The following is a 15,813-nucleotide window of genomic DNA, read 5'->3' on the forward strand; positions in this document are numbered from 1 at the left end:
ATCAGTCACTTTTTGACCATTGTTCAAGGACAGCGCGCAAGGCCGCCGCGAAGGCCAATGGCTGGTCGAGCATCAGGTGATGCCGCGCTTCCGGAACCGCGATGACCGGGATGTCGCCTCCTCCCAGTTCATCGAGATAGCGGCGCGAATCCGATGTGAAGAGCTGGCTCTCAGCGCCGTGGATAATTGCCCTTCTGCCGGGTGCGGCAACCACACGCGGACCGATCTCGAGCCACAGGCGGTGCGAATTGTCGCGCTTGAACACGGCTGGAGAGAACTTCCAGGTCCAATCGATCCCTTCGCGGCAAAGGGCATGGTAAGCCATGTAATCCATGAGAAACGGTTCACCCACCGGCTGGGGCGGGGACAACACATACCTTTTGCGGGCGCTCGGGAAATCGGGATAGCGGCGATGCGGGCGGTTGGGATCGCCCGAGCCGGGGCTGGTCCGACCCATGCTCCAGTATTCCTCCAGCGCCGAGGGGCGCAGGATCATCATGTCGCAGATCGCTGCCCCGCCGAAGGCGTCCGGCGCGAGTTCAAGCGCCCGCAACGCAACGGCGGAACCGAAACTGTGAGCGACGACGATCGGCTTGCTGGCTTGGCCGAACAGGCCCAAGGCTTTAGCAATCCCGATCATTTCGCGGCCACGCGCGGTCATGTCGCAGTCCGGGCGCACCTCGCTGTCGCCCATCCCGGACAGGTCATAGGCGACAAGGTGGTAATCGGCCGCAAGAAACGGGGCTATGAAGGCGAAGCAGCGCGCGTGCGAGAGAAAACCGTGGGTCATCAGCACCGGCGGCGCGGCCGGATTTCCCCAGCGGAAGTAATGCATGCGCACGCCGTCAACCGTGACGAAACCTTCCTCGCGCGGAACAGCCAGGGCCTCGGTGAACCAGTCTGGCAGAACCGACGGGTCAGGCGCCCATTCCGGCACAATATCGGATGCAGCCGATTTCATAAATTGCAGTTCCCCCGTCACGCCAGCGTGAAGCCGCGATATCCGTTCGCCGCCACCTCGTTTATGATGTTCAAGTAACCCACCACGCTCGGGTAGTTTATCAGCTGCCGCGGCTTGCCCGGAATGTTGTCGCCCATGTACCAGGACTTTGCCCGGGGAAAGAGCGTGATCGCCCCGATTGCGGCAACGCTTGTGGTCCATTCGCGCTCCGCTTCGGCTTCCGCTTCAAATCGGGTCAGACCGTCGTCGCGCAGCTTCACCAGGAAGTCCCGCATCCAGTCGCCCTGAATTTCCGCGGCCGTCGGACCGTTGGAAAAGCCCGAGGGACTGAGCGGTCCGTACAGGTAGGCCAGATTGGGAAAGCCGTGGACGGCCGAGCCGAGATAGGCGGTGACCCCTTGGTGCCAGGCATCGGCAAGACAGCGATCATCGCGGCCCCTGATCTCGATCTGGGTCAACCCGCCACTGCCGGCGTCGAAGCCGGTGGCGAACACGATCAGGTCGCACTCGATCAGGCCCTGCGAGGTGAGGATGCCCTCGGGCACGATGCGTTGGATGGGAGTCTGCTTGAGATCGACGAGCGAAACATTCTGCTGCGAGAAGATCTCGTAATAGTTCTGCTCCAGCGAAGGACGCTTGGTGCCGAAGGGGTGGGGCGGTTCGCTCGGCGCCAGGGACTCGTGCAAGGCGGGATCAGCGATCCGCGCCCGGGTCTTGTCGCGCCAGAAATCGTAGGCGTGACGGTTGGCCCGTTCGTCGGTCAGCAGGTCGGCGAAATTGGCATACCAGAACCGCAAGCCACCGGCCTGCCATTGCCTTTCGAACAGGGAGCGGCGTTCTGCTTCGTCAACGTCGAGCGCGGAGGTCTCGACACCGTTCATATCGAATCCGCCGCTTGTACGAAGGCGGGCCGCAAAGAGTGCCGGGTAATCGCCTTTCTCCCGTTCCTGCTGCTCCGCCGTTAGCACCTCCTGCCGCATCGGCAGCGCAAGGATCGGGGTGCGCTGCAGCAAGGTGAGCCGTGCCGCCTCGGCTGCCGCTTCCTGCGCAACCTGGACCCCGCTCGCGCCGGTGCCGACGATCGCCACCTTGCGCCCGGCCATGGACAACCCGTGCTGCGGCCAATGGCCCGTATGGTGCCATTCGCCCGCAAAGCTTTCCAGTCCGGCGATGTCGGGCACATGGGCCTTGGCCGCAAAGCCGAGGCAGGGCAGCAGATAGCGCGCGGTGATCGTTTCGCCCGAGCCGGTCGCGACCCGCCACTTGCGCCGGTCTTCGTCCCACGCCGCGCCGGTCATGCGGGTTCCCATGGCCATGTGGGGCCAGAGCGCAAGACGGTCACAGACATGACGGAAATAGGCGCGCAACTCGCGCCATCCGGGATAGCGTTCGCTCCAGGTCCAGTCGCGCCACAGTTCGGGCAGCGACAGTTCGTACAGCGGCACCTGTGAATCGACGCGCGCGCCGGGATAGCAATTCCAGTACCAGATGCCGCCCGGCGCTTCGGCCGCATCGATAAGCCTGGCGTCGATGCCGGCCTCGCGAAGACGGTGGAGCAGATAGATTCCGCTGAACCCGGCGCCGACGATCAGCGCCTCCCAATCGCCGCCAGGCGTACCGGTCACGTCGCGGCGCCCTGGCTCATCGCGAAGGCCCGAACGGCGGCATAGTCGGCCTTGCCATTCGATGCGCGCAGCGCAACCCCGGCCAGGAAGACCGCCTTCGGAGTCTTGTAACCGGCCAGTTGCTGGCGGACATGGGCCTTGAGGGCGGCCTCGTCGAACTCGGCGCTGCCTTCCAGGACCACGACGCCGGTCACTGCCTGGCCCCATTTCTCGTCGGGCACGCCGACCACCAGGGCATCGGCCACCGAGGGATGGGTCTTGAGCGCCTCCTCGACCTCTTCGGGATAGACCTTTTCCCCGGCGGTGTTGATGCAGACGCTGCCCCGCCCGAGCAGGGTCAAGCTGCCATCTGCCTCCACCTGGCACCAGTCGCCGGGGATCGAGTAGCGTACGCCGCCGATGGTCCGGAACGTCTTCGCGGATTTTTCCGGATCCTTGTAATATCCCATGGGTATGGCACCCCTGCGGGCGATGAAACCGGGAACACCGCTGCCTGCTTCGACCTTGGCATCATTTTCGTCGAATACGTCGCAATGCTCGCCGATCGCGAATTTGGCCGTCTGGACCGAACCGAGCGCGGTGGTCACCGACAGCCCATAGCCCAGCCCCTCTGAGGCGCCAAAGGCGTCCATCAGCGCGACCTGGGGAATGTGCCGGATCAGGCCGTCCTTGACCTCGCGGCTCCACATGACGCCAGAGGAGATGATCGAGATCAGGCTTGTCGTATCGTAGCGCCCGGGATCCTTGTCGAGCGCGGCGAGCATCGGCTTGGCAAAGGCATCGCCGACAATCGCGATCGATTGCACCCGGTGCTTTTCGACCGCACGCCATAGCTCCTCTGCATCGAACGAAGGGCTTTCGAGCGTGACGATGCAGCCGCCGGTCATCATGGTGCCCAGGGCAGAGAGAAGACCGGTGCCATGCATCATCGGGCAGGCCGGAAGGAACACCCGGCCCGGGCCTTCGGCGGCCAGCATCGCTACGGCTTCGGCCATGTCTTGCGGCGCCGGACCAAGCAGGCTGGCGGAATCGAGTTGCGCCTGGCGCAGGTCATGGTGGCGCCACATCACACCCTTGGGCATGCCGGTGGTTCCGCCGGTGTAGATGAATAGTAAGTCGTCGGGCGAACGGGCGATGCCCAGCGGCAAACCATCGCCTTGCGCCGCCAGCGCCTCATAGGGTTCGGCAAACGGCGCGATTGCCGCCGGATCGCCAATTTCGACAAAGATCCGCACCTTGCCGAGCCGTTCTTTCAGTTCGTCGATGCAATCGCGGAATTCGCTGCTGTAAACGATCACCTCGGCATCGGAATCGTCGAAGATGTAATGGACCTCGTCCGGCTTGTAGCGGTAGTTGATATTGACGTGGGTCAGCCGGGCCTTGAAGCAGGCGGCCATGGCCTCGCCATATTCGGGCCGGTTGCGCATGTAGAAGGCCACCTTGGCCCCGGGCTCGATCCCCCGGTCGCGCAGCGCGCGGGCCAGATTGTTGGACCTCCCGCCCATTTCCGGCCAGGTGATACTCCGGTCACCGTGGATCAGGACAGGGGCAGCTGGCGGAAGCACCGGTTCGATGGCATCCAGAATGTCGCCGAAATTCCACTCGGTCATGGTTTTCTCTCCCGGACGGTCCTACTGCGCCGTCGTCAATCCCTGCAGCTGCGCCGCTTCTTCCCTGACCCGCTCCGGCCCGCCCAAAACCTGGCGGTTGAACCCCATCCGCTTAAACCAGAAATGCAGGCCCAGCAGATCGGTAAAGCCCATGCCGCCGTGCACCTCGGTTGCGGTTCGCGCCACGAAACGGTGAACCTCGCCGGTGTGCGACTTGGCGTGGCAGGCCATCAGCGCCGCCTCGCCAAGGGCGGCATCGAAAGCATGCGCGGCATACCACACCAGCGCCCGGCACGGTTCGTGCCGGGCGGCCATTTCCGCGCACATGTGCTTGACCGCCTGGAAGCTGCCGATGACCCGCCCGAATTGCTCGCGTTCCCCGGCATAGGCGACCGCCTTTTCGATCATAACCTCTCCCGCGCCCAGGCTGTCTGCGGCCAGCAGTATCCGGCCGGCGTCGAGCAGCCGCCGCGCCGCAAGTCCACCATCGTCGGCAAGCGGTTCGGCCACTGCGCCGGTCAACTGCAATTCGCCGACGCTGCGGGTGGCATCGATGGTGTGCAAGGCAATTCGCTCGACCCCGTTCGCGGCGGCGTTCAGCAGATGCAGCCGCCCCGATTCGTCGGCCACAATGAAATGGTCCGCATCGGCAAAGTCGAGCGCGAACAGTGCGGTGCCGGTCAGTCCGCCGGCTTCGGCCCGGACTTTCGCGCCGTCGCGCTCCTCGACGATACCGGCGATTGCGACGCCGAACCGCACTGCGCCGGTCGCGATCCGGGGCAGCCAATGGGCCTGCTGCGCGGGCGATCCGGCCAACGTCAGCGCCAGCGGGGCGAGTACGCTGCGGGCCAGGAACGGGGCCGGGGCCACCGTCCGGCCGAGCTGCTCGGCAACCACCGCCGCATCGAGCAGGCTCATCCCCAGCCCGCCATGCGCCTCGGGCACCATCAGCCCGGTCAGGCCGATGTCAGCAAGTGCGGCCATGACCTGGTCGCTGACCGCGCTGCCCGCATCCACGCAGGAGCGCACTTGATCGAGCGGGCAGGTTTCCGCGAGGCAGCGACCGACCGTGTCGCGGAGCATTTCCTGTTCGGGGGAAAGACCGAAATCCATCAGGCGGCTTCCTTCCGGCTGGACGAAGGTTCGGGCGCCGGGCGCGGCTCGCGCGGCATGTTGAGGCCGCGTTCGGCGATGATGTTCTTCTGGATCTGCGCGGTGCCGCCGCCGATGATCAGGCCCAGCTGGAACATGTAGTTCCATTGCCACGAACCGCCTTCGCGCTGGCGCGGACTTTCCGCATAGAGGATGCCCATTTCGCCCATCGCGTCGATCGCCAGGGCCGAGATCTGGTGCGCCAGTTCGCAGCTCTGGAGCTTGACAATAAGTTTGGCCATGCCCCCGGCCTCGCCCTTGATCTGGTTGGAGAGCACCCGCATGCCATTGTATTTCATCGCCGCGACTTCCGCCTGGAGGGCGACGAGGCGGTCGCGCAGCACCGGGTTGTCGATCGCGCGGGCCGGCCCGACCTGTTCTTCCCGCATCAGGCGGATCAGCGCCAGCAACCGGTTTTCCAGGGCATCGGGATCTCCCAGCATGCCGCGCTCATGGCCAAGCGTCGCATTGGCGACGAACCAGCCCTGGCCGCGCTGCCCGACAATCTGATCGACCGGCACCCGCACGTCGGTGAAGAAGGTCTCGTTGAATTCGGCGTGTCCGGTCATCGTCTTGAGCGGGCGGACCTCGATCCCCGGCAGGTCCATCGGAAAGATCAGATAGGAAATGCCGGCGTGCTTGGGCGCGTCCGGCTCGGTCCGCACCAGGCAGAAGATCATGTCGGCCTGGCGCGCGGTGCTGGTCCAGATCTTTTGGCCGTTGATCACGAAATGGCCGCTTTCCTCGCGGGCGCTGGTGCGCAGACTGGCCAAGTCCGACCCGGCGCCAGGCTCGGAATAGCCCTGGCACCAGACCACTTCGCCGCGCAGCGTGGGTTCGATCCAGCGGCGCTTCTGCTCTTCGGTGCCGAGTTCGAGCAGGGTTGGAACCAGCATCGAGATGCCTTGGTTGGACAGTCCGCCCGGCACGCCCGCACGCGCGAATTCCTCGGCGATGATCCGCGCCTTGAGGATGTCGGGCTCGGCGCCGTAGCCGCCATATTCGCGCGGAATGGTTCGCGCGGTGTAGCCATTTTCCAGCAGCAGGTTTTGCCAGGCGACCGCTTCAGCCGAAGGTCGCGCCGCGCGGTTCGCCGATTCCGGCGCAAGCTGCCGGTTGCGGTCAAGGAAATCCCGCACTTCGGCGCGGAAGCGTTCGTATTCGGGGCCATAATCAAGGTTCATGACGTGGACTCCCCATGCGCGAAAGGCCGGAATACCGGCAGCTGGAAATCGTCGCCCAGAGGCTCGAAGGCGAGTTCGACCGGCATGTCGAGTGCGAGCCCTTCCGGGGCGCAGTCGATCAGCCGGGTCGCCATGCGGACCCCTTCCGCCAACTCGACCACTGCCGCGACGAACGGGATTTCATGGGCAAACGCCGGGTGCAGCGCCTGGTGCGTGATCGTCCACGAAAACAGCGTGCCTTTGCCCGAGCTGGGCTGCCAGGCAAATTCGGGCGAGCCGCAACGCGCGCACATGTAACGCGGCAGGTGGCGCCAGGTGCCGCAGGATGAGCAGCGCTGGAAATGCAGCCGGCCATCCTGGCAGCGCTGCCAGAATTCCTGCTCGATCGGGTCCTGCGGGCGCGGGCGCGGCTTGGCTGGCCTGGCCTGTGCTTCGGCCCGCTGCCTGGGCGGAAGGTCGGCGTTGTCGCTCATGAGAATCTCCGCAGGATGGCGACACTGCCGTCGCCCAGATCGCCCCAGCCGGTGACCAAGCCGGTCCGGGCGTTTGCGACCTGCCGGTCGCCGCAATCGTGGCGCAGCTGCCGGACCGCCTCGACGACATGGTTAAGGCCCCAGACATGCGCCTCGCTGAGCAGTCCGCCGTGGGTATTGAGCGGGTAGCGCCCGCCAAGTTCGATCTGGCCGTCGCGGACGAAATCGAGCTGTCCGCCCGGCTCGCAGTATCCCAGCGCTTCCAGCTGCAGCAGGACGACGTAAGTGAAGCAATCGTAGATCTGGAGAAAGTCCATATCCTCGCGGGTCACGCCGGCCATCTCGAAGGCTTTGGGAGCAGCGTAGGACAGCCCGATCTTGAACGGATCGGGACGCGAGGGAATATCGTCGGCCGGATAGGGGTGCCCTTCCGCCGCCCCGGCAATCGTCACCGGCACATGGGGCATGTCGCGCGCGCGGTCGATCCGGGAAACCACCACCGCGCAGGCTCCGTCGGTCTCAAGGCAGCAGTCGTAAAGCCTGAACGGTTCCGATATCCAGCGCGATGACGCGTAAGTCTCCCAGTCGAGCGGACGGCCATTGGTGAAGGCCTTGGGGTTCATCTGCGCATGCTTGCGACAGGCCAGCGCCACCGCGCCCATCGCCTCTTCGCCAACCCCGAAAAGACGTGAATGGCGGGTCGCCAGCCAAGCATACATCTGCACCGGCAGAAACACTCCATAGGGAATGTAATAGCCCTGGATCGTATTGGTCAGCGTGGTCATGTTCATGGACCGGGTCGGCGGCGCGCCGGGTTTGGGGCGCAGCGCGGAAAACCCGTTCCAGCCAAGCGTCACAAGAACATGATCGCACAGGCCCGCTGCGATCGCCATTGCGGCGTTCTGCAGCGCTGTCGTCGGACTCGCGCCGCCCATGTGGACCGTGGCGGCAAAGCGCAGCACGTCGATCCCCAGGTTGGCGGCCAGTTCCTCGGAAGTCGTGTAAATCGGCGGCGGAACCATGCCGTCGATGTCGCCCGGCCTGAGCCCCGCGTCGGCAATCGCGCGTCGCGAGGCCTGAAGCATCATGTCGACCGCGCTGCGTTCGGTGCCCTTGACGAAATCGGTCTCGCCAATCCCCGTGATTGCGGCCTTGTCGGAAAATCCGGTCACGCGCCTCGCCCTCGATCAGCGGAAACGGCTGGCCAGTTCGAGCGCGCTTTCGGCATCGGAAACGAGCTCTGCCATGACTGCGGCGGCGGGGCGTACGGCATGGATCAAGCCGATGCCCTGTCCGGCGAAGCCCGGCAGAATGTCCTTGCGCCTGGCGGCGATGCCGGCCGCCATGACAGGACCGGAAATCATCGACTGGTACGGCATTGGCAAGGGCTCCTTGCCGGCCGCGACCCACGCGTCGGCCCACTTGTTGCGGATCATCCGCGCCGGCTTGCCGGTGATCGAGCGGCTGACCACGGTATCGGCATCGCCCCCTTCGACGATCGCTTCCTTCTGGAAGTCCTCGATTCCCGCCTCCCGTGTAGCAAGGAAAGCCGTGCCAACCCAGGCACCTTCGGCGCCGAGCATGAAGGCGGCAGCCACACCGCGCCCATCGGAAATGCCGCCCGCGCCCAGCACCGGCACCCGGTCGCCCACCGCGTCGACCACCTGCGGGATCAGCGAAATGGTCCCGATCGGCGAATTGTGCCCACCGCCGTCGTGGCCCTGGGCGACGATCACATCGATTCCACTCTCGACCACCTGCCGCGCGTGCTGGACCTTGCCAACCACCGCCATTACGACAGTCCCGTTCGCGTGAAGCCGGTCCATCCACGGGCCAGGATTGCCCAGCCCGGCGGCGTAGACCGGCACCTTTTCCTCGATCACAACTTCCATCTGCGCCTCGAAAAACTCCTTCGAGAACAGTGGCGGGCCGCCTTCGGCGTCCCGTCCGCCAATCGTGCGTTTCACGGCCTCGCCATCGGCCTTGACCAACCCTTCGCTGGCCATGAACTCCTCGGCAAACTGGCGGTATTCGGCCGCAAGCGCCATCGGATCGACCGGCGCTGCACCGCTTTGCGGCGGCTTGCCCCGACGGACCGAGGCTGGCAGCAGGGTATCGACCCCGAACGGCTTGTCGGTCAGTTCTCGGGTCTGGCGAATCCAGTCTCGCAGACGCTCGGGCGCGCAGGCAGCGGCACCCAGCACGCCAAGCCCGCCGGCATTCGAGACCGCAGCCGCCAGCGCCGGAACGCTTGCCCCGCCCATCCCGGCGAGGATGATCGGGTATTCGATCTTCAGCATGTCGCAGATGCGGCTGTTCAAGGCCATTGCCTCTCTCCCTTCAAGCTAGTCTACTTGCGTTTCCCCAGCGTACCTTTTGCGCGAGCAGATCGGGACTTCGCTCTGCCAGGTATTGGGTCGAACCGGCGATCAACCGCTCCATCTGGCGCCGCGCGCCCGCGGCATCGCGCATCCGAACGGCGTGCAGCACGCGGCCCAGGCACCGCAGCTGAGTGTCGCGTTCCTGGGCCGAATAGCCCAGACCGATCGACATGTTGCGAGTCAAAAGGTGCAGCGCCGAGACAAGCAGACCGAATGTGGGGTTGCCGCTGGCCCAGCCCAGCAAGTCGTGAAATCGGCGATTGGTTTCCTCGAATTCCGCACCGTCACGTTCTCCCTCAAGCCGCCCCAGGCAATCCTCGAGCGCAGCCAAATCGGCAACGGTAGCCATTTCTGCCGCCCGCGCCGCAACCGTCGGGGCAACTGCCTCGCGCAGTTCGAGCAGCGCCCGAAGATCGGTGTCCATGAATTGAAGAACCAACGCCATCGAACTGGCGAAATCAGCGGTCCGGGGTCGCGTGATCACCGGCCCGCCTCCCCGACCCTGGGCGAGATGGATGACGCCCTGCAATTCGAGAAAGCGCAATGCCTCGCGAAGCGTGGCCCGCGCCACATCGTAGCGCGCCAGCATGGCGTCTTCGGGAGGGAGCCGGTCGCCGGGTCCTTGCGCATTGCTTTCGATATCTTCGACAATTTCGCGGGCGAGTACCAACGCGCGCTTGGTCTTGGCCTGAATCTGGCCATTTTCGAGTGCGACAGGGCAGATGCGGTTAGACTGCATTTTACTCTGATAAGGTTTAGCGCGACAGGAGTCAATTCGCACCATGATTATCGTCGATTGGTAAACTTCAATGGCATAAATGCTTATACTATTATTGACGAATCGATGTGAATGCCTCATACGACGCAACACGCACAGAAAATGGAGCGACGCGGTCATGGCTACGCTAGCAATGCAGTCCGGTCTGGATCGTGAAGAACTCGTCCGCACAGTTGCCGGAATCCCGCTTGCGGAAATCGACGTGTCCCGCCCAAGCCTGTTCCAGAGCGACAAGATCGGAGCCTTCTTCGAGCGGTTGCGGCGCGAGGATCCGGTGCACTACTGCGCCGAAAGCTCGTACGGGCCCTACTGGTCGATCACCAAGTACAATGATATCATGGCGGTCGACACCAACCATAAGGTGTTTTCGTCCGAAGCCAAATTGGGTGGCATCGCCATCCAGGACATGCACAACGACGAGACCAATCTTGAGCTTGAGATGTTCATCGCGATGGACCAGCCCAAGCATGACGCGCAGCGCAAGGCTGTCACGCCGGCAGTGGCACCATCCAATCTGTTGTTGCTTGAGCCGGTGATTCGCGAAAGGGCGGGGGCGATTCTCGATGCGCTGCCGGTGGGCGAAGAAATCGACTGGGTGAAGAGTGTCTCAGTCGAACTGACCACGATGACGCTTGCGACCCTGTTCGATTTCCCTTGGGACGAACGGGCCAAGCTGACGCGCTGGTCGGACGTAACCACCGCAATACCAGGATCCGGCATCGTCGATAGCAACGAGCAGCGCCGCCAGGAACTGATCGAGTGCGCCATGTACTTCAAGGGGCTGTGGGATCAACGCATCGACCGCCCCGAGGGTAACGATCTGATTACGATGATGGCGAATTCGCCGGCCACGCGCGAAATGCCCTTCCTCGAATTTCTGGGCAACCTGCTGTTGCTGATTGTCGGCGGCAACGACACCACCCGCAACTCGATCAGCGGGGGGGTCATTGCGCTCAATCAGAACCCCGATCAATATGAGAAGCTGCGCCAGGATCACTCACTGATCGGCAGCATGGTTCCCGAAATCATCCGCTGGCAGACCCCGCTGACCCACATGCGCCGGACCGCGCTTGAGGATTGCGAGATCGGCGGAAAACGCATTGCCAAGGGAGACAAGGTGGTAATGTGGTATCTCTCGGGCAACCGTGACGAAACGGCGATCGACCGGCCGGAAGAGTTCATCATCGACCGCAAGAACCCGCGCCAGCACCTTTCATTTGGCTATGGCATCCATCGCTGCATGGGCAACCGCCTGGCCGAACTGCAACTGCGGATCATCTGGGAAGAAATCCACGAGCGCTTCCGCTTCGTCGAGGTGGTGGGAGAGCCTGAACGCCTGCTCTCCAACCTCGTTCGCGGCATCACCCGCCTGCCGGTCAAGCTTCACGCGCATTGATCAATGCGCCAGGGGAAGGTCACAGTCTTATGGTGAAGGTCACCTTTGTTGCCCACGATGGTCGCCGGTTTCCGGTTGAAATCGGAATTGGCATGACGGCGCGCGAAGCGGCGCTGTTCAACGAAGTTCCGGGCATCGACGGCGATTGTGGGGGCCAATGCGCCTGTGCCACATGCCATGTTCACGTCGATCCCGCCTGGATCGACCGGGTCGGGCGGCTTGCGGATGGCAGCATGGAAGCCGATCTGCTCCAGTTCGCCGAAGGGACCACGGCGGAAAGCCGGCTGGCCTGCCAGATCACGCTTGATGCCCAGCTTGACGGGATTGTGCTTCACCTTCCAGAGCAACAATATTGACCTTAGTATTTTTAGTCACTCCCTGATCTGCACCTCGACGGTGCAATGAGCCGCCCCGAAATTGCCGGAGGCCATTTGGCTTGAGTAGGCTGCGATAGGTGTGTCGTCCAGTATGGCGTGGTATCGTTCTCGGCTTTGGCGGGCGGCATATTGCCGATCGGCTTGAGCAACCGCCTGTTGTTGAACCTGTCCCCCGTCAGAACATTTGGCACAGATCGCGGCGTAGGATTGCGGGGTACTCGCCTCGTCTGGTTTGATGTTTAGGCGGCGAGCCTGCGCTGTTGCAAGCGCCGATATTCGAGTGTCTTTCGCTTGATCCTTTCTCTTCGTTTGATGATGGATGGTGCGCTGCCGAAGTAGACATCGGCAGGCGTCACGTTGTTGAAACGCTGATGATTGGAAGGCTCGACGAAGGCCTCGACCTGTTGTTCAAGATCACCGGGTAGGAAGTAGTTTTCCAGCAGCACGCGGTTCTTGAGCGTCTGATGCCAGCGTTCGATCTTGCCCTGGGTCTGCGGTTGGAACGGCGCACCACGCACGTGGCTCATGTTCTTCCCATCGAGATAGTCGGCAAGATCGCTCGCGATGTAACTCGGGCCATGGTGGCGCTCCGCGTCGTCTTCGACTCCGCTGAGCAGAGGCAGTCTTTACAGCATATTGGCGTGATCGCAGCCCGAAGCGTCGAGTGCCATGTCGAGCGTGTCGGTGACGTCTTCAGCTTTCGCCGTCGTGCATAGCTTCCAGGCGATGATGTAGCGGGAGTAATCGTTGAGTACGGTGGACAGATACATCCAGCCCCACCCGATGATCTTGAAGTAGGTGAAGTGTCCTCCGGCTTCGCCTCCGTTCAGCTGCACTTTCGGTCTGCCATATCTCGTTGGGTTAGGTGGTCTTGTGCTGGAACTCGTTGGCAGCCTCGATCACCATGTAGACCGGACTGGGTCCTCGTCGGGCAGCGCGACACTCACACGACCAAGGAAGTGACCGCCTAAACCCTCAAGTCGTCTGATCTCGATCTCCCCGAGTGGATTGGCTTCGAGCGAAGCCGCGATTTTGCGGAGTAGCGTAGGCGTGAGCATGGAGAGAACCTGGTCACTCCGGTTAAGAACGCAACGCGGAGCAAGTTCAAATCGCTTCGTCAGACATCCTCATTCTGATCCACTCATCAATGTCGGCATCGGCCCAAGCAACTGTATAGCCACCAAGTTGAACCGGCTTCGGAAACTTACCCTCGGCCATCCAGCGATAGATCGTCGAACGGCCAAGCCCGACACGATGTTGAACCTCGGGCAGGCGAATGAGCCGGGTGACTCGGCGGGCTTCGGTCGCTCCCTTGTCGATCTCTTCACCCACGATGGCCTCCTTCGACACCGGCAAAGACGTCGCCGAGCATCGCATCCTTGCGTTCGAGTTCGTCGATGTGGTCGGAGAGCAGGCGGGCGACGCGATGCGCCGTGCCCTTTGCCCAGCGCGGCTTCACGTCATGCACTTGATTGCCCAGGACACGCTCGAGCGCAGAAGGCAGTTCGCCGGAAAAGTCCTCGAAGAACTGCGCGAGGTCCGATTGCAGCCACGCAATCGCGTGATCGCCGCTGCTGACGAGGAACAGAAGCAGATGTGCGTGCGGCGCGACGCCGCTTGCGGCAAGAATGCGCAAGGCTTCACCGAGGCTGGCCGAGCGTTCGCCGGCAAGGACGCGGCGCAGGGCATCCTTATGGATCTGCGCGTCGCGCGCGATGTCGCAGCGGGCCCTTCCGCTGGCTTCAACGGCAGCCAGTAAAAGCTTGGCGAGGTCGGCGCGAACCTGTTGTTCGGCAAAGAGCGCCATGTCAGTCATCGACGAATCCCTTTCTCTAGTGGTGATCGATTCACTGGCTAGCTCGAAAGGAAACCTGTAGGAAAACGAAAAGAACAATTAGAGAACATAAAGGAAGTCGCGAATCAGCTTCCTCCGACGACTCGCGCGAATTTCGGCCGCCGGCGCGCATAGCGCGGCTCGCTTCGCTCAGAAGCCGGCGCAGTCGGCGCTGGTTCGCGATCAACCTGCGCGAATCCCGGCCTGCGCACCTTCAGATGTCGCTTTTTGCTTGGCCGCCAGCCCCAAAATCCAGTTCCCGATTTCCTACAGCCCGGCTCCGGAGAGAGGAAAGAACATACAGCGAACGCATCGCTGGCTGATGTTCAATTCCTCGAAAGGTTCCATCCATGACCACCAAGACTGCCCTTCCGGCCCTGCAGCGCACGCTCAACCGTGCTCGTGGCCGCGACTACATTCTTCCCGCCTGCGTGGCGCTGGCCTGCGCCGGGGCCGCCTTCGCCGGCGCCGACACCACCTTCGATCCCGCGCTGACCAAGTTCACCGACTTCCTCGAAGGCTCGGGCGGCAAGATCATCACCGTGCTCAGCCTTGCGGGCGGTCTGATCGGTCTCGCCTCCGGGCGCTTCTCGCTCGGCCAGGTCGCGGTGCCGGTCGGCGTCGGGATCGGTGTCGGCACCGGCGTGCCGATCGTCACCTCGGTCGTGACCGCAGTCATCTGATCAGCGGATCCGGTCACGACAGGAGGGCGGCATGGCCGACAGGTACCTCGTTCCACGGCGGCTCGACGACCCGGAGCTCATCGGCTTCTGGACCATCGACGAGTTTGCAGGGATTCTCATTCCCTTCGCCTGGGGCATTCTCTCGCAGCATATCTTCATCGGTATCGGCCTGGCCGCCGGGGCCTGGCTTGCCTTGCGGAAGGCAAAGGCACGCGGCGCCGGTTCGGCACTGGTGCATGCTGCGTACTGGTACCTGCCCGGGAGCTTCCTCGGGCTGAAGGCCACGCCGCCCTCCCATTGCCGCCTGTTGGCGGGCTGAGGGAGGCGACCCATGCGAGCAGAATTCGCGCACGAACAGGCGCAGACCTACCTGCGGCAACGCAACCGCTTTGCCGTGCTGGCAGGTGTCCTCGGCCTGACCACGCTGGTCAGCCTCGGCGCCGCGGTCACCCGCGACGAGCAGGTGGTGCTGGTGCCGATTACCGCCGAGCGGATCACCGTCTCGAGCGGTGGGATCGATGCGCCCTGGGCCATGCTCAAGGGCGGGTCGATGGGCGAGTTCGTCGAAACCTATGCCCGCACTGCCCGCAAGTACGGCGGCGCGCTCGCCACCGCGACCCAGTCCCTCAATGATTATTACAAGTCCGACGGCGCGCGCGCCGCGCTCGAGAATAGCGACTGGATGCTGGTACTTCAGCAGAAGGCCGAGACGATCGCCGATTTCAGGGCGAACGCGCGGCTCGACATGGACGACCGCACCGAGACGCTGATCCGCAGCCTCAAGCGTTCGGGTACCGAGTACAGCGAGGTCTTCATCAAGGGCCCCGAGACCGAAGCGGTCGGCCGGCTCGTGCTCGATCCCTTCTCGGCGACGATCTACTCCTCCGATCCCGACACCTATGCCGCGATCCAGGACTGCGAGCGGCGTGGGCACAGCCTCGCCGATGCCATTCGCATCGTGGCGGGAGGCGGACAATGATGGTCTCGCATCTCGCCGACCGGACCCCTCCGGCCAACCTCCGCAGCCTGATGCCGTTCCTGCAAGGGAGCTGCTTCGTCCTCATCGAGACCGCACGCTTTGCGGCGACTTCGCTGCTGATCGTGCTGGGATTGCCGCTTGCGCTGTTCCTGTTCGTTGCGGGCTGGGACCTCGGCGGCCTCTTCACCCAGCTCGCCAATCTGTCGGACCGCTACCTCGAAGCCGACGGGCTGCGTCGCAGCCTGTTCAGCCAGGACCTCAAGGGCTGCTTCCTCATCCTCGCTGGCGCGGTGACGCTGTTTCGCATGCCGCGCTTCCTGAAGCGGCTCGCGGCCGATCTCGACAACCATCCGGCCCGGGAGGCAAACCGTGATTGAGAC

16 protein-coding genes and 2 pseudogenes are annotated in these 15,813 nt (G+C 63.6%); 6 read left to right on the top strand and 12 right to left on the bottom strand.

Going from position 1 to position 15,813, the window contains the following annotated elements; genetic code table 11:
• Position 1 precedes the first annotated feature (1 nt).
• From AX725_RS04205 to AX725_RS04245, 9 genes are read right to left on the bottom strand one after another with little or no spacing between them, the layout of a single operon-like run.
• A complete protein-coding gene (locus AX725_RS04205) occupies positions 2 to 961 on the bottom strand; it encodes an alpha/beta fold hydrolase (protein WP_060980182.1) in 960 nt (319 codons plus the stop codon).
• Positions 962 to 978: 17 nt separating this feature from the next.
• Positions 979 to 2,586 carry a flavin-containing monooxygenase gene (locus tag AX725_RS04210; protein WP_060980181.1) on the bottom strand — a complete coding sequence of 536 codons (1,608 nt, stop codon included), beginning with the start codon at positions 2,584 to 2,586 and terminating at the stop codon, positions 979 to 981.
• The gene (locus AX725_RS04215) at positions 2,583 to 4,196 is read right to left on the bottom strand and encodes an acyl-CoA synthetase (protein ID WP_060980180.1); all 1,614 of its coding nucleotides are present in this window, start codon (positions 4,194 to 4,196) and stop codon (positions 2,583 to 2,585) included. The genes AX725_RS04210 and AX725_RS04215 overlap by 4 nt, the downstream gene beginning before the upstream one ends.
• Before the next feature lie 21 nt (positions 4,197 to 4,217).
• Entirely contained in the window at positions 4,218 to 5,309 is a 1,092-nt protein-coding gene (locus tag AX725_RS04220) for an acyl-CoA dehydrogenase family protein (protein WP_060980179.1), read from the bottom strand.
• Positions 5,309 to 6,532 (bottom strand): acyl-CoA dehydrogenase family protein, encoded by a 1,224-nt coding sequence (locus AX725_RS04225; protein ID WP_060980178.1) that lies wholly within the window; start codon positions 6,530 to 6,532, stop codon positions 5,309 to 5,311. The genes AX725_RS04220 and AX725_RS04225 overlap by 1 nt, the downstream gene beginning before the upstream one ends.
• Positions 6,529 to 7,005, bottom strand: coding sequence for a Zn-ribbon domain-containing OB-fold protein (locus AX725_RS04230; protein ID WP_060980177.1), 477 nt, complete (start codon positions 7,003 to 7,005; stop codon positions 6,529 to 6,531). Before AX725_RS04230 ends, AX725_RS04225 begins: the two co-directional genes overlap by 4 nt.
• Complete coding sequence (locus tag AX725_RS04235) at positions 7,002 to 8,177, bottom strand: thiolase C-terminal domain-containing protein (RefSeq protein ID WP_060980176.1); 1,176 nt, start codon at positions 8,175 to 8,177, stop codon at positions 7,002 to 7,004. The genes AX725_RS04230 and AX725_RS04235 overlap by 4 nt, the downstream gene beginning before the upstream one ends.
• 15 nt (positions 8,178 to 8,192) lie before the next feature.
• The gene (locus AX725_RS04240) at positions 8,193 to 9,332 is read right to left on the bottom strand and encodes an NAD(P)H-dependent flavin oxidoreductase (RefSeq protein ID WP_060980175.1); all 1,140 of its coding nucleotides are present in this window, start codon (positions 9,330 to 9,332) and stop codon (positions 8,193 to 8,195) included.
• Between the two features lie 13 nt (positions 9,333 to 9,345).
• A complete protein-coding gene (locus AX725_RS04245) occupies positions 9,346 to 10,284 on the bottom strand; it encodes a FadR/GntR family transcriptional regulator (protein ID WP_208598119.1) in 939 nt (312 codons plus the stop codon).
• Here AX725_RS04245 and AX725_RS04250 point away from each other — a divergent pair.
• Positions 10,283 to 11,560 carry a cytochrome P450 gene (locus AX725_RS04250; RefSeq protein ID WP_231725739.1) on the top strand — a complete coding sequence of 426 codons (1,278 nt, stop codon included), beginning with the start codon at positions 10,283 to 10,285 and terminating at the stop codon, positions 11,558 to 11,560. The two genes, AX725_RS04245 and AX725_RS04250, sit on opposite strands and share 2 nt — an antisense overlap.
• A 29-nt stretch (positions 11,561 to 11,589) precedes the next feature.
• Complete coding sequence (locus AX725_RS20360; protein ID WP_073976872.1) at positions 11,590 to 11,916, top strand: 2Fe-2S iron-sulfur cluster-binding protein; 327 nt, start codon at positions 11,590 to 11,592, stop codon at positions 11,914 to 11,916.
• A 260-nt stretch (positions 11,917 to 12,176) separates the two neighbouring features.
• Here the strand turns inward: AX725_RS20360 and AX725_RS20365 are convergent.
• From AX725_RS20365 to AX725_RS04275, 3 genes and pseudogenes are all read right to left on the bottom strand, one after another.
• Positions 12,177 to 12,855, bottom strand: a pseudogene (locus AX725_RS20365) (transposase); the annotation flags it as partial.
• A 186-nt stretch (positions 12,856 to 13,041) separates the two neighbouring features.
• A complete protein-coding gene (locus AX725_RS04270) occupies positions 13,042 to 13,269 on the bottom strand; it encodes an AlpA family transcriptional regulator (protein WP_060977608.1) in 228 nt (75 codons plus the stop codon).
• On the bottom strand, positions 13,262 to 13,753 hold the full coding sequence (locus AX725_RS04275; protein ID WP_060977596.1) for a hypothetical protein: 492 nt from the start codon (positions 13,751 to 13,753) through the stop codon (positions 13,262 to 13,264). The genes AX725_RS04270 and AX725_RS04275 overlap by 8 nt, the downstream gene beginning before the upstream one ends.
• Positions 13,754 to 14,121: 368 nt before the next feature.
• Between AX725_RS04275 and AX725_RS04280 the strand changes: the two genes are divergently transcribed.
• From AX725_RS04280 to AX725_RS04295, 4 genes and pseudogenes are all read left to right on the top strand, one after another.
• Complete coding sequence (locus AX725_RS04280) at positions 14,122 to 14,454, top strand: hypothetical protein (RefSeq protein ID WP_066114305.1); 333 nt, start codon at positions 14,122 to 14,124, stop codon at positions 14,452 to 14,454.
• A 31-nt stretch (positions 14,455 to 14,485) separates the two neighbouring features.
• Complete coding sequence (traL, locus tag AX725_RS04285; protein ID WP_006834208.1) at positions 14,486 to 14,773, top strand: type IV conjugative transfer system protein TraL; 288 nt, start codon at positions 14,486 to 14,488, stop codon at positions 14,771 to 14,773.
• Positions 14,774 to 14,806: 33 nt separating this feature from the next.
• Positions 14,807 to 15,433 (top strand): annotated as a pseudogene (locus AX725_RS04290) (TraE/TraK family type IV conjugative transfer system protein); the annotation flags it as partial.
• Complete coding sequence (locus tag AX725_RS04295; protein WP_231733265.1) at positions 15,433 to 15,810, top strand: hypothetical protein; 378 nt, start codon at positions 15,433 to 15,435, stop codon at positions 15,808 to 15,810. The pseudogene AX725_RS04290 and the gene AX725_RS04295, both read left to right, overlap by 1 nt.
• The last annotated feature ends 3 nt before the right edge of the window (positions 15,811 to 15,813 follow it).

Source organism: Blastomonas sp. CCH9-A1, assembly GCF_001557175.1.
In the GTDB taxonomy this organism is placed as follows: domain Bacteria; phylum Pseudomonadota; class Alphaproteobacteria; order Sphingomonadales; family Sphingomonadaceae; genus Blastomonas; species Blastomonas delafieldii_A.